At 70.1% G+C, this 12,739-nt stretch carries 16 protein-coding genes; 7 read left to right on the forward strand and 9 right to left on the reverse strand.

Features of this window, described 5'->3' with window-relative positions:
- Positions 1-34: 34 nt before the first annotated feature.
- From ACZ3H8_RS00095 to ACZ3H8_RS00105, 3 genes are read left to right on the forward strand one after another with little or no spacing between them, the layout of a single operon-like run.
- Positions 35-895 carry an AraC family transcriptional regulator gene (locus ACZ3H8_RS00095; RefSeq protein ID WP_467395650.1) on the forward strand — a complete coding sequence of 287 codons (861 nt, stop codon included), beginning with the start codon at positions 35-37 and terminating at the stop codon, positions 893-895.
- Positions 896-905: 10 nt separating this feature from the next.
- Positions 906-1,700, forward strand: coding sequence for an AzlC family ABC transporter permease (locus ACZ3H8_RS00100; RefSeq protein ID WP_467395652.1), 795 nt, complete (start codon positions 906-908; stop codon positions 1,698-1,700).
- Positions 1,697-2,005: an AzlD domain-containing protein gene (locus tag ACZ3H8_RS00105; RefSeq protein WP_467395654.1), complete on the forward strand. Its 309-nt coding sequence runs from the start codon at positions 1,697-1,699 to the stop codon at positions 2,003-2,005. The genes ACZ3H8_RS00100 and ACZ3H8_RS00105 overlap by 4 nt, the downstream gene beginning before the upstream one ends.
- A gap of 22 nt (positions 2,006-2,027) precedes the next feature.
- Here the strand turns inward: ACZ3H8_RS00105 and ACZ3H8_RS00110 are convergent, their stop codons facing one another.
- Positions 2,028-2,963 (reverse strand): hypothetical protein, encoded by a 936-nt coding sequence (locus tag ACZ3H8_RS00110; protein WP_467395656.1) that lies wholly within the window; start codon positions 2,961-2,963, stop codon positions 2,028-2,030.
- Positions 2,964-3,042: 79 nt separating this feature from the next.
- Between ACZ3H8_RS00110 and ACZ3H8_RS00115 the strand changes: the two genes are divergently transcribed.
- Positions 3,043-3,237 carry a DUF3046 domain-containing protein gene (locus tag ACZ3H8_RS00115; RefSeq protein WP_307660730.1) on the forward strand — a complete coding sequence of 65 codons (195 nt, stop codon included), beginning with the start codon at positions 3,043-3,045 and terminating at the stop codon, positions 3,235-3,237.
- Positions 3,238-3,261: 24 nt separating this feature from the next.
- The gene (locus ACZ3H8_RS00120; protein WP_467395660.1) at positions 3,262-4,509 is read left to right on the forward strand and encodes an AI-2E family transporter; all 1,248 of its coding nucleotides are present in this window, start codon (positions 3,262-3,264) and stop codon (positions 4,507-4,509) included.
- A gap of 134 nt (positions 4,510-4,643) precedes the next feature.
- Here the strand turns inward: ACZ3H8_RS00120 and ACZ3H8_RS00125 are convergent, their stop codons facing one another.
- The gene (locus ACZ3H8_RS00125; protein ID WP_467397856.1) at positions 4,644-5,000 is read right to left on the reverse strand and encodes a DUF805 domain-containing protein; all 357 of its coding nucleotides are present in this window, start codon (positions 4,998-5,000) and stop codon (positions 4,644-4,646) included.
- A 281-nt stretch (positions 5,001-5,281) separates the two neighbouring features.
- Here ACZ3H8_RS00125 and recA point away from each other — a divergent pair, with 281 nt between their 5' ends.
- Positions 5,282-6,409 carry a recombinase RecA gene (gene recA / locus ACZ3H8_RS00130; protein WP_467395663.1) on the forward strand — a complete coding sequence of 376 codons (1,128 nt, stop codon included), beginning with the start codon at positions 5,282-5,284 and terminating at the stop codon, positions 6,407-6,409.
- Between the two features lie 3 nt (positions 6,410-6,412).
- Positions 6,413-6,985 (forward strand): recombination regulator RecX, encoded by a 573-nt coding sequence (gene recX / locus ACZ3H8_RS00135; protein ID WP_467395665.1) that lies wholly within the window; start codon positions 6,413-6,415, stop codon positions 6,983-6,985.
- 349 nt (positions 6,986-7,334) lie between these two features.
- On the opposite strand, the gene ACZ3H8_RS00140 is transcribed toward recX, so the two are convergent.
- The 7 genes from ACZ3H8_RS00140 to ACZ3H8_RS00170 all read right to left on the reverse strand — a co-directional run bounded on the left by ACZ3H8_RS00140 (position 7,335) and on the right by ACZ3H8_RS00170 (position 12,701).
- Entirely contained in the window at positions 7,335-7,724 is a 390-nt protein-coding gene (locus ACZ3H8_RS00140; protein WP_467395667.1) for a rhodanese-like domain-containing protein, read from the reverse strand.
- Positions 7,721-8,287: a cupin domain-containing protein gene (locus ACZ3H8_RS00145; RefSeq protein ID WP_467395669.1), complete on the reverse strand. Its 567-nt coding sequence runs from the start codon at positions 8,285-8,287 to the stop codon at positions 7,721-7,723. Before ACZ3H8_RS00145 ends, ACZ3H8_RS00140 begins: the two co-directional genes overlap by 4 nt.
- A gap of 70 nt (positions 8,288-8,357) precedes the next feature.
- Positions 8,358-8,444 (reverse strand): putative leader peptide, encoded by an 87-nt coding sequence (locus ACZ3H8_RS00150; protein WP_311605579.1) that lies wholly within the window; start codon positions 8,442-8,444, stop codon positions 8,358-8,360.
- Positions 8,445-8,476: 32 nt separating this feature from the next.
- Positions 8,477-10,072, reverse strand: coding sequence for an FAD-dependent monooxygenase (locus tag ACZ3H8_RS00155; RefSeq protein WP_467395671.1), 1,596 nt, complete (start codon positions 10,070-10,072; stop codon positions 8,477-8,479).
- Between the two features lie 171 nt (positions 10,073-10,243).
- Positions 10,244-11,125 (reverse strand): amino acid ABC transporter permease, encoded by an 882-nt coding sequence (locus ACZ3H8_RS00160; protein WP_467395673.1) that lies wholly within the window; start codon positions 11,123-11,125, stop codon positions 10,244-10,246.
- On the reverse strand, positions 11,122-11,796 hold the full coding sequence (locus ACZ3H8_RS00165; protein WP_307660723.1) for an amino acid ABC transporter permease: 675 nt from the start codon (positions 11,794-11,796) through the stop codon (positions 11,122-11,124). The genes ACZ3H8_RS00160 and ACZ3H8_RS00165 overlap by 4 nt, the downstream gene beginning before the upstream one ends.
- Positions 11,797-11,870: 74 nt before the next feature.
- Entirely contained in the window at positions 11,871-12,701 is an 831-nt protein-coding gene (locus tag ACZ3H8_RS00170) for a glutamate ABC transporter substrate-binding protein (RefSeq protein ID WP_467395676.1), read from the reverse strand.
- Positions 12,702-12,739 lie beyond the last annotated feature (38 nt).

Here is a 12,739-nt window from a genome sequence, read left to right on the forward strand (position 1 = left end):
TCAGCGGCAAGGGCCACCGGGGGACAATGGCCGGATGGGACGGCTGACGGAGCACGAGTGGGCGAGGCACTGGCAGTACGAGGAGCTGCCGGGCCTCGATCTGCTGCGCGCCCGCTATGTCCGGCACACCTTCCCCCGCCACAGCCACGAGGGATTCACCTTCGGCGCGGTCACCGGCGGGGTCGAGGACGTGAGCCTGCCGAAGGGCCTTGTCCGGGCGGGCCCTGGCACGGTTGTCATGATCAACCCGGAGGTGCCGCACTCCGCCCGGGCCGGCGTTCCTGAAGGCTGGACGTACTCGACGCTCTACCCCTCCGTGGAGCTCGTCTCGGAGATCGGCGGAGCGGTCACCAGCCTGCGCGGCACCCCGGGGTTCGCCGAGACGATCGTCGAGGACCCGCAGACCGCCCAGTTGATACGCGGCGTGCACCGGGCGGCGGAGGAAGGCAACGCGCTCGCCGCCGACAGCCTGCTGCGGATCGCCGTCGCCCGGATGCTGGGCCGTTACGGCAGCGCTCTCCCCTCGCGTACGCCCCAGGCCTCAGGCGCCCGCACGGCCGCCCTCGCCAAGCAGTTCCTCGAGGAGCGGATGGGTGAGCCGCCCTCCCTGGAGGGGCTTGCGAAGGAGCTCGGCACGAGCCCCTTCGCGCTGCTGCGTGCCTTCAAGGCGGCGTACGGTATGCCGCCGCACACCTGGCTCACCGATGCGCGCGTGCGGCGCGCGCGCCACCTTCTGGACGCCGGGACCGCGCCCGCCGATGCGGCCGTCGCCGTCGGATTCACCGACCAGCCGCATCTGAACCGGCACTTCACGCGGATCGTCGGCGTCCCGCCCGGCGCGTACCGCAGGGAGCGCGCAAGAACGTACAAGACCGCCGGTGAGCGCCCCGCGTAGCGTCGAAGGCGTGGCAGAACAGACAGCTCATCCAGAGTCTCGCCCGAAGACTCCCGCAGGGACGTCCGCAGGGATATCCGCAGCCGCCGCTGAGCGGGTGCCCAAGCCGGATTCGGCGGTCGTGCGCGATGCGCTCGGCGTCGGCATCGCCGTCGGCCTGTCCGGATTCGCCTTTGGCGTGACTTCCGCCGGCGCAGGCCTCAGTCTCCTGCAGACCTGCGCGCTCAGCCTGCTGGTCTTCACCGGCGCCTCGCAGTTCGCGCTGGTCGGCGCGCTCGCGGCCGGCGGCAACCCGCTCGCCGCGGCGGCCGGCGCCTTCTTCCTCGGCGTACGCAACGCCTTCTACGGGCTGCGGCTGTCGCAGCTTCTCGCCCTGCCGCGCTTCGTACGCCCCCTCGCCGCGCACTGGGTCATCGACGAGACCACGGCCGTCGCCCTCGCCCAGCCCACGCGGCGCGCCGCGCGCCTCGGCTTCACCGTCACCGGGCTGACGCTCTACGTCCTGTGGAACCTGACCACGCTCGGCGGGGTGCTGGGCGCCGAGGCCCTCGGCGACACCGACGCGTGGGGTCTGGATGCCGCGGGCCCGGCCGTCTTCCTCGCGCTCCTCGCGCCGATGCTCCGTACGACGACCGAGCGAGCAGTCGCCGGGCTCGCCGTGGTGCTGGGGCTCGCATTCCTGCCGGTGCTGCCCGCCGGGGTGCCGGTGTTGGTGGCCGCCCTGGCCGCCCCCGCCGTCCTGTGGTTCAAGGGACGCTCTATAGCCCGCAGCAATGCAGACCGTACGAAGGGTGAGGACCGATGAGTATCTGGATCGCGATCGCGGCGACCGCCGTCGGCTGCTACCTCGTCAAGCTGGCCGGCCTGCTGGTACCGGCCGGCGCCCTTGAACGCCCCCTCGTCCAGCGGCTCGCCGCGCTCCTTCCCGTCGCCCTGCTCGCCGCGCTCACCGCGCAACAGACGTTCAGCACCGACAGCTCCCTCGTCCTCGACGCACGGGCGGCAGGACTTGCGGCCGCGGCGCTCGCGCTGGTGCTGCGCGCCCCCTTCCTGGTGGTCGTCGGGGCCGCGGTGGCAGTCACGGCGGGCGTGCGCGCGCTCGGCGGCTGAGCCGGGGGACAGACCGGGCGGGTCAGGCGATCGCTCGGCCGTGTGCCCGTAGCGTCCGCAGCGCCTCGATGGTCACGATCGGCCGCGCCTCCAGGGCCGTGCCGGGTGCCCACTGCCGCCAGTTGACCGGCCAGCCGCCGTCCTCGCGCTGCTCGCTCGAGAGATGCTCCAGCGAGCGCGCCATCTCCTCGTCGGTGAACCAGCGGCGGGCGAGCGACTGGGGGGTACGGGCATAGTCGTACGGGAAGTGGCGCTCGCCCGCCGCATAGCCGGGAGCGAGCGGGTACTCCTCGAGCCGGTCCGGGTCGAGGACCGCCAGGCCCTGCTCGCGCACCAGCCGGCCGAGCCGGTCCGCAGCGGCCTCGGCGCGCGAGCGGTCCGGAACCCCGTCCAGGAAGGCGACCGCGGCCTCGATCTCGTACGGATGGGACTTCTCAAGCCCTGCGACGGCGGCCCAGCAGAAGTCCGTGGCCCTGAACAGCCAGGCGTGCCATACCTGATTGCGGTGCAGCAGCCCGACCACCGGGCCCGTCGCGAGCAGCTCGCTGGGAGGGTCGTCGACGATCGGGATGAACGGCGCGGCCGGATAGCCGCGCTGGGAGGGGTGGATCGCGGGCAGCGCCCCGTCGTGCGTCGACACCTCGGTGAGGTAGCGGCACATCCGCTCCACCCGCAGTCCGCCGCAGCGGCCGATGGAGTCGAGGATGCGCAGGGCGTGCGCGGTGTGCAGCGGCTGGCTGACCGGGCCTCGCAGATCGGGTTCGAGGGCGTGGCCGTAGCCGCCGTCCTCATTGAGGTACGCGGCCAGGGCGGTCTCGACGGTTTCCGAGCCGCCGCCCAGGAAGTGGTACTCGAACCGCCGCTGCTCCAGAACCCGGGCAGTCAGCCAGATGAACTGCTCGGCGCGGGCGAGGGGTGACGCGAGCGAGGGTGAGGGGGTTGCTCCGGTTCCAGCCATGTTCCGACCGTAGGGCGGAAAGGGCTTTCGGCAAGCCGGAGGGACACGGCTGCACCCCCAGGGGCGGGATACTGACGTCATGCGGTTGACGATTTTCTGGGAGCGGATGGCGGACCACTTCGGTCAGGCCTACGCCGATTCCTTTGCCCGCGACCATGTGATGGCCGAGCTCGGGGGCCGTACGGTGCATGAGGCGCTGGCCGCCGGCTGGGAGGCGAAGGACGTATGGCGCGGGGTCTGCGCCGCGGTGGGCGTCCCGGCCGACAAGCAGTGAGACCGGTGGGTGACACTGAATCTCGTGGCCCAGACCGACAAGACCGCGCAGGACACGCCCGCTGAGGACGTGCCCCCGCCGAACGCGCCGCCTCCCGCACCGGCGGGCGGATCCCACAGTCCGGCCCGCATACCTCGCTGGCTGCCGCGCGCCATGGTGCTCGGGCTGGCCCTGTACGCCTGCTTCCAGCTCGGCAGCTGGGCCTTCCACCAGCTCATCGGCCTGCTGATCAATATCCTGATCGCCTTCTTCCTGGCGCTGGCGATCGAGCCTGCGGTGGGCAGGATGGCGGCCCGTGGCATGCGCCGCGGCCTTGCCACCTTTATCGTCTTCTTCGCCGTGATCGCCGTGGGCGTCGGGTTCGTCGTCCTCCTCGGCTCGATGCTGGCCGGCCAGATCGTCGACATGGTCGAGGACTTCCCCAAATACCTCGACTCGGTGATCCGCTGGATCAACAGCACCTTCCACACCGACCTCTCACGGGTCGAGGTCCAGGACAGTGTGCTGCGCTCGGACTGGCTGCGGAAGTACGTCCAGAACAGCGCGAGCGGCGTTCTGGACGTCTCCGCCACCGTGCTCGGCGGACTGTTCAAACTGCTGACGATCTTCCTGTTCTCGTTCTACTTCGCCGCCGACGGGCCCCGGCTGCGCCGCGCGCTCTGCTCCGTACTGCCGCCGGCCAAGCAGACCGAGGTGCTGCGCGCCTGGGAGATCGCCGTCGACAAGACGGGCGGCTATCTCTACTCGCGCGGCCTGATGGCGCTGATCTCCGGCGGCGCGCACTACATCCTGCTGGAGATCCTGGGCGTGCCGTACGCTCCGGCGCTCGCTGTCTGGGTCGGTCTGGTCTCGCAGTTCATCCCGACCATCGGCACGTATCTGGCGGGCGCGCTGCCGATGCTGATCGCCTTCACCGTCAATCCCTGGTACGCGCTGTGGGTGCTCGGATTCGTCGTGGTCTACCAGCAGTTCGAGAACTATGTGCTGCAGCCCAAGCTCACGTCCAAGACGGTCGACATTCACCCCGCGGTGGCCTTCGGCTCGGTCGTCGCGGGCACGGCGCTGCTGGGGCCGGTCGGCGCGCTGATCGCGATCCCGGCGATCGCCACGCTCCAGGCGTTCCTCGGCGCGTATGTGAAGCGGTACGCCGTGACCGACGACCCGCGCGTCCACGGCCACCGGCGGCGCCACGGGGGCAAGGCCCTCGCGCGGCTGCGCGGTGTGCTCCGTGCGAAGCGGGACCAGGCGCCGCCCCCGGGGGACGGCGCCTGAGATGGCGGGGCGGAGTTCCGGCCCCGGTTGTGACGGAGCGCTGTAGTTGACGGGCTTCGCCAACTACAGCGCTCAGAACTCGGCTTGCTCGTCGGTCGTCGAGGGAGCGGTTCCCGTCGGCCGACGCACGAGCGTCAGTGGGCCGGAACCAGCTTGGGGTTCGGGCCGTGGCTGTTCTCGTGCGGCTTGCCGTCACTGGCCAGGAACACCAGCAGGATGATCGCGCCCACGAGCGGGACCAGCGCGATGAGCACCCACCAGCCCGACCGGTCGGTGTCGTGCAGCCGACGGACGGCGACACCGAGGCTGGGAAGGAACACGGCGAGGCTGTAGATCGCCCCGAGGACCGGGCTCGTGCCGGCAACATTGTCGATGATCGACAGCACGATGCTGATGATCACGCTGAACAGAACGAACATCCAGTACTCCTGGCGGCGTGCCCGCCCGCTGAATACCGCATATTTCTTGAGTACGTCCACATACCAGTGCACTGCGTCCCCCCAAAGGATCGCGATTGGGCCAGTCCTCATGGACCTGGCCGAGCAGAACCTATGTGGCTTGAAGTGTGCGGGTCAAACCGTTACCTGGGGGCGGCCGGACCCGGGCTGCGCGGTGCGCTTGACACCAAAATCGAACATCCATTCTCATGGGATTCCGGCCTCGGTTTCCGGGAGTTATCCACAGGCTGGATGGACGTCGGGGCCCATTGTCAGTGGCAGGGGTTAGCGTCTTTGACGTGAAGCGATCGACTCAAGCAAATCGGGTGGAACCCATGGCAGGAACCGACCGCGAGAAGGCGCTCGACGCCGCGCTCGCACAGATTGAACGGCAATTCGGCAAGGGCGCGGTGATGCGCCTGGGCGAGCGGCCGAACGAGCCCATCGAGGTCATCCCCACCGGGTCGACCGCGCTCGACGTCGCGCTCGGCGTCGGCGGCCTTCCGCGCGGCCGTGTGGTGGAGGTGTACGGCCCGGAGTCCTCCGGTAAGACGACCCTCACGCTGCACGCCGTGGCCAACGCCCAGAAGCTCGGCGGCTCGGTGGCCTTCATCGACGCCGAGCACGCCCTTGACCCCGAGTACGCGAAGAAGCTCGGCGTCGACATCGACAACCTGATCCTTTCTCAGCCGGACAACGGCGAGCAGGCACTCGAGATCGTCGACATGCTCGTCCGCTCCGGCGCGCTCGACCTGATCGTCATCGACTCCGTCGCGGCCCTCGTGCCGCGCGCGGAGATCGAGGGCGAGATGGGCGACTCGCACGTGGGTCTGCAGGCGCGGCTGATGAGCCAGGCGCTCCGGAAGATCACCAGTGCGCTGAACCAGTCGAAGACCACCGCGATCTTCATCAACCAGCTCCGAGAGAAGATCGGCGTGATGTTCGGCTCGCCGGAGACCACGACCGGTGGCCGCGCGCTGAAGTTCTACGCCTCTGTGCGGCTCGACATCCGCCGCATCGAGACCCTCAAGGACGGCACCGACGCGGTCGGCAACCGCACCCGTGTCAAGGTCGTGAAGAACAAGGTCGCGCCGCCCTTCAAGCAGGCCGAGTTCGACATCCTCTACGGCCAGGGCATCAGCCGCGAGGGCGGTCTGATCGATATGGGCGTGGAGCACGGCTTCGTCCGCAAGGCGGGCGCCTGGTACACGTACGAGGGCGACCAGCTGGGCCAGGGCAAGGAGAACGCCCGCAACTTCCTGAAGGACAACCCCGATCTCGCCAATGAGATCGAGAAGAAGATCCTGGAGAAGCTGGGCGTCGGCGTGAGGCCGGAGGCCCTGGCGGCCGAGCCCGGCGCGGACGCTGCCGGCGCCGGTGCAGCGGCTCCGGCCGAGGACGCCGCGAAGTCAGCGCCCGCGTCCAAGGCCAAGGCGGCCAAGACGGCGGCGGCCAAGGGCTAGCAAATGGCCCGGCGAACCGAATGGCCGGGCGACAGCGCCGACTCGTCGAGGGCCGAGAAGGAGCTGTCGCCCCAGGATCCGGCCGAGCGGGCGCGGGCGATCTGCCTGCGGCTGCTCACCGGGACCCCGCGCACCCGCAAGCAGCTCGCGGACGCGCTGCACAAGCGTGAGATCCCCTCGGAGGTGGCCGAGGAGGTCCTCTCCCGCTTCGAGGACGTGGGGCTGATCAACGACGCGGCCTTCGCGGATGCATGGGTGGAGTCCCGGCACCACGGCCGGGGCCTCGCCCGGCGGGCGCTCGCGCGGGAACTGCGGACGAAGGGCGTGGACTCCGCGCTGATCGACGAGGCGGTCGGGCAGCTCGACTCCGAGCAGGAGGAGGAGACCGCCCGCGAGCTGGTCGCACGCAGACTCCGCTCGACCCGCGGCCTGGACCGCGACCGCCGTCTGCGCCGTCTGGCGGGCATGCTCGCCAGGAAGGGCTACCCCGAGGGCCTGGCCCTCAGGGTGGTCAAGCGCGCGCTCGAAGAAGAGGGCGAGGACACGGAGGACTTGGACGAGGGCGGTGACTTCTAGCCCGGGCCAGGACCCGCGGCTAGCCCGCGCCCGCGGTGCGGGGTCGCCCGGATGCTGGACACAGCTGCCGCCCGGCGCCGGGCCGCCCGCACCCGCGCGGCGCTCAGGACCGCTCCGCTGCGCACTGCTCCGCGCCCGCGCGCCGTTCAACGTCGCGGCCGCCGGGGGGAGATGGCCGCCGCCAGAAGGACACGGCTCCGCCTGGCGCGCCCGCGCCCGCCCGCGCCGCCAGCCCAGCCGTACGCCACCGCAACCCGAGCCGCCACCCGGCCCAGGCCGCCACCCGGCCCAGGCCGCCCGCGGCCCGCCGCCATCCGGTCGCGCCCGCGCTCAAGGACCGCGCCGCGGACTACCGTCGCACCGGCAGTTCCGCCGCCCTCCATGCCTGGAAGCCCCCCACGAGGTCCGTCGCGCGGTGCAGACCCAACTGTCGTAGGGACACCGCCGCCAGCGACGACGCGTAGCCCTCGTCGCAGATCACCACGACCCGCAGATCGTGGCTGACCGCCTCCGGTGCGCGGTGGCTGCCCTGGGGGTCCAGTCGCCACTCCAGCTCGTTGCGTTCCACGACCAGCGCACCCGGAATCAGACCGTCCCGCTCGCGCAGCGCCGCGTACCGGATGTCCACCAGCAGTGCGCCGGCCTCGGCCGCCTCGAAGGCCTCCTTCGGCTCGACCCGGTCCAGGTCCTCCCGTACACGCTCCAGGAGCTCGTCGATCCTCACCTGTTCCCCGCTCACTGCCAGTCCTCCGGACGCTCGACCTGCTCAAGACGGAGCACCGCGCCGGACCGGCTGAAGCGCCGGATCAGCGGCAGCGGCGGGTAGTACGCATGGACCGAGACGGCATGCCCGGCGGCCGACTCGTTCAGCACCTCGTGCACATGGTGTTTCCCGAAGGCCCTGCCCCGGCCGGCCCCCAACTCCCGCTCGCGGTCGACCCCTTCGCTCAGCTCCAGGGTCTTCCAGCCGCTCGCGGGGAGCCGCACGGCGAGGGAGTACTCCTTCAACTCGCCTGCGGCCGTGGCGAACGCGCCGAACGACTCGGCGTGGTCGTGCCAGCCGGTACCCGTGCCCGGCGGCCAGGCGATCAGCCAGGCCTCACTGCCGCCGGGCCCTTCGAGCCGTACCCACGTACGGCCCTCGGGATCGAGCGGGATCGAGGCGATGAGGTCCTTGTCGGCGGCGGAGTGACGCACGAAGTCGAGCAGCTCGGCGGCGGTCGGCGCCGACGCTTCCGTACGCGCCGGCACTTCAGTACGCGCAGAGGCAGCAGTGACCGGGGTGGAGACAGGCTGGGACACGGAAACCGTCCTGGAAGTTCGCTGGAGGGCGCGCGGGCCCATCAGGCCACAGCGCGAGGAGAAGGCGAATTCAGCAGGACGGGCGACACACGCAGCCCGCATAGCGGACGAGGTCCATATGGACCCTCCGCCACAGGCGCACATCGGTGTCGGTCACGCTCCGGAGTACACCATGCAGGTCCTCGAGGGTCAATTGATGTCCGCAGTACGGTCACTGCGCGCCGCTGACGGGGCACCGCCGCGCGCCGCGTCCGCCGCCGAGTACAGCTCCGCAGGCCGCACCCCCGCAAACGAGGCGACCAGGTGCCCGTCCGGCCGCACCAGCAGCACTGTGTGCGCCGAAGCGCCCGGGTAGCTCTCCGTGACCAGCAGCTCCGACCGCACCGGCAGCGCGGTGACCGCCGCGGCCAGCCGCGGCATCACGCCCGCGCTCACCCAGTGCCGCCGGTCCCACACCCCCGTACCCGGAGCGACCAGCACCACCAGCAGCCGCCCCCGCCCAAGCCGGTCCCGCAGCCGCGCGCTGGTGCCGTCCGGCGCGGTCACCCGTACATCCGAGACCGGAGCGCCCGCCTCTGTGCCCACGAAGGTCTGCGAAGGGGCGTGTTCGGGTGCGAGGGGGGAGTGCGTATAAACGGGGGGCGCGCCCAGTGGGCCCTGCCCCAGATGGCCGTCGGTCAGCAGAGTGTCGTGCCCGCGCGCGGCACCCGGAAGATACGTACGCAGCCCGCTGCCGCCACGCAGTATCGGCAGCGACTGGTCGGCAGCGCGCAGCCGCGAGGCGACGGCCGCCCGCCGCTCCGCCTGATAGCTGTCGAGCAGCGGCTCGGACACGCCATGGTGCCAGCTGTGCGCCAGCTTCCACGCGAGGTTGTCGGCGTCCCGCAGCCCTTCATCGAGCCCCTGCGTGCCGAGCGCCCCGAGCAGATGCGCGGCATCGCCCGCGAGAAAGGCCCGGTCCACGCGCCAGCGGCGCGCGAGTCGATGGTGCAGCGTGTAGACGCCGGTGTCGAGGAGCTCATACGGAGGCGTCTGGCCGCACCAGCCGGCCAGGGTGTCCCGTACGCGCGCCACCAGGGCGTCGGGGGTGACCAGTTCGCCGCGGGAGGGCAGCAGCCAGTCGAGCCGCCAGACGCCGTCCGGCAGCGGCCGGGCGGTGACCTCGTCGCCGCCTGTGCGCCAGGGCGGCTGGCGGTGCAGCAACGCCTCGTCGGGCCAGGGGAGTTCGGTGCGCAGGGCGGCGACGGCATGCCGTTCCACCGCCGTACGCCCCGGGAAGCGGATGCCGAGGAGCTTGCGGACCGTCGACCTGGCCCCGTCGCAGCCGACCAGATGACTGCCGCGCCACCAGGTCGCTCCGGGCCCCCGGGTGTGCACGCTGATCCCGGTCGCGTCCTGCTCCAGCGAGTCGACGCGACTCTCGGTGACGATCCGGACCAGCTGCTGCGAGGCGACGGCGTCCCGCAGTCCGCGCGCGAGGGCGTGCTGGGGGATGTGCAGCGGCGCGGGTGCGCGGTCGTCGCCGAGGGCGAGCTGCCGTACGTCCTGCCGGCGCCGCATCGAGCGCCAGCCGGTCCAGCGGGAACCTTCGTCACGGCCAGTTGCGCAGCCGAGCCGTTCCACCATGGCTGCGGTGTCGGGCCGCAGCACGACCGTACGGGCGGGCCGCTGCTCGTCGTTGCCCGCGCCTTCGTCGAGCACGACCGAGGGGACGTCTTGTTGCGCAAGGGCCAGCGAGAGCGCGAGCCCGACAGGCCCCGCGCCCACGATGATCACCGGGTCCACGGCGTGACTCCTGGGGCCCGAAGGGTCATGCGGAAACGTGTGGTTGGAGCCCGGTGCGCGATCACAGAACGTATGCAACCCACTGCGGGTGCTGGCGTCAAGTGACGGCTGAATGCGGCGAGGGGCGGCCGCATTGCTGCCGCCGCCCCTCCAGTAAGTGCCCTGCCGGTGTTACACGCCCCCGCCGTCGAGTTTGGCTTCGACGTCTTCGGGGTGCAGCACGGCTCCGGTGCCCTTCTTCGTCCGGCGCGCCCGGCCCTCCAGCCAGCCCGCGGCGCTGGTGAGCAGGAAGTTGAGCGCGATGTAGATCAGCGCGATCACAGTGAACGAGGCGATGGTGTTCGCGCCGTAGTTCGCCGGGATCGTGCGGCTCTGCGACATCAGGTCGGCGAGGCCGAGCAGGGCGCCACCGAGCGCGGTGTCCTTGACGATCACCACAATCTGGCTGACGAGAGCCGGCAGCATCGCCGTGACCGCCTGCGGCAGCAGCACGTACGACATGGTCTGGCCCTTGCGCATGCCGATCGCCTTGGCGGCGTCCGTCTGGCCGGACGGCAGCGAGAGGATGCCGGCCCGTACGATCTCGGCGATGACCGAGGCGTTGTAGAGCACCAGGCCGGTCACCACCGCGTACATCGGCCGGATCTCCGACTCGATGTCCGTGAACTGCACGAACATCGCGCTGGCGAAGAACATCAGGATCAGCACCGGGATGGCGCGGAAGAACTCGACCACGGCACCCACCGGAACACTGATCCACCGGTGGTCCGAAAGCCGGCCGATGCCGAGGATCGCACCGAGTGGCAGCGCGATCACGATGGCGAACGCCGCCGCCTTCACGGTCACCCAGAGACCGGGCAGCAGATAGGTCGACCACACCTCGGAGTCCGTGACGAACGGATCCCACTTGTTCGCCGCCAGCTGGCCCTTGTCGGCCATGACCGACAGCGCCCACCAGATGACGAGCCCGAGAACGACCAGGAACACGATCGTGAAGAGGACGTTGCGCCGCTTGGCGCGGGGGCCGGGTGCGTCGTAGAGAACGGAGGTCATCGTTTCACCGCCACACGCTTGGCCACCCAGCCCAGGATCAGGCCAGTCGGGAGGGTAAGAACGATGAATCCGAAGGCGATGACCGCGAAGACGGCGAAGAGCGCGTCGGCCTCGTTCTCGAGCATTTCCTTCATCAGCAGCGCAGCCTCGGCGACACCGATCGATGCGGCCACCGTGGTGTTCTTCGTGAGCGCGATCAGTACGTTCGCCAGCGGTGCGACGACCGAGCGGAACGCCTGCGGGAGCACGATGAGGGTCAGCACCTGGAAGAAGCTCAGCCCCAGTGCGCGGGCCGCCTCCGCCTGGCCGACGGGCACGGTGTTGATCCCGGACCGGATCGCCTCGCAGACGAACGTGCCGGTGTAGGCGATAAAACCGAGGACGGCCAGCCGGAAGCCGATGTCCTTGAAGTTGTCGCCGCCGAGTGCGAAGCCCAGTGTCTGGTTCAGGACCAGCGAGCAGGAGACGATGATCACGGTCAGCGGCGTGTTACGGACGCAGTTGATGTAGACGGTGCCGAAGGCCCGCATCAGCGGAACCGGGCTGACCCGCATACCGGCCAGGATCGTGCCCCAGATCAGGGAACCCACGGCCGAGTAGAGGGTGAGCTGAACTGTCACCCAGAAGGCGCCGAGCAGGTCGTACTGCCCGGACTCAAGAAAATCGAACACGTTGCCCCGCGCTCTCCCCAGGTTGGCTGGTGGGGCGCGCCGCCGGCGTCGGCCGACAGCGCGCCACCGCTGACTCAGCTGCCTTCAGTGATCTTCGGGGCAGGCTCGTTCTTGTAGTTCGCCGGGCCGAAGTTCGCCTTCACGAACTTGTCCCAGGACCCGTCGTCGACCATCTTCTTGAGCGCCGCGTTGATCTTCGTCTGAAGATCCTTGTCGCCCTTCTTCAGGCCGATGCCGTAGTTCTCATCGCTCAGGCTGAGGCCCACCAGCTTGAACTTGCCCTGGTGCTCCTTCTGCGCCGCGTAGCCGGCCAGGATGGAGTTATCAGTGGTGAGCGCGTCGACGGACTTGTTCTCCAGGCCGGTCAGGCACTCCGAGTAGCCGCCCTGCTCCAGCAGGTCGGCCTTGGGCGCGAGCTTGTCCTTGACGTTCTGCGCCGAGGTGGAGCCGGTCACCGAGCACAGCTTCTTGGAGTTGAGGTCGGTGGCCTTGGTGATGGAGTTGTCGTCCGCGCGGACCAGCAGGTCCTGGTGGGCCAGGAAGTACGGTCCGGCGAAGTCGACCTCCGCCTTGCGCTTGTCGTTGATCGAGTAGCTGGCGACGACGAACTTGACGTCACCGTTCTTGATCAGGTTCTCGCGCTCGGCGCTGGGCGCCTGCTTGAAGGTGATGTCCTTGGCGTCGTAACCGAGCTCCTTCGCCACGTACGTGGCGACGTCGACGTCGAAGCCCGCGAACTTGCCGTCCGGGGTCTTCAGGCCGAGGCCGGGCTGGTCGTACTTGATGCCGACGGTGATCTTCTTGCCGCCGTCGCCGCCCGAGTCGCTGTCGCCACCACAAGCGGTCGCGGTCAGGGAGAGGACGAGGGCCGCGGCGGCCGCGGCGCTTGCCTTGTGCAGCTTCATGATGAACATCCCTTGTGTCGTAACTCGCCGGTCGTCAG

This window comes from Streptomyces sp. NPDC002868 (genome assembly GCF_055563295.1).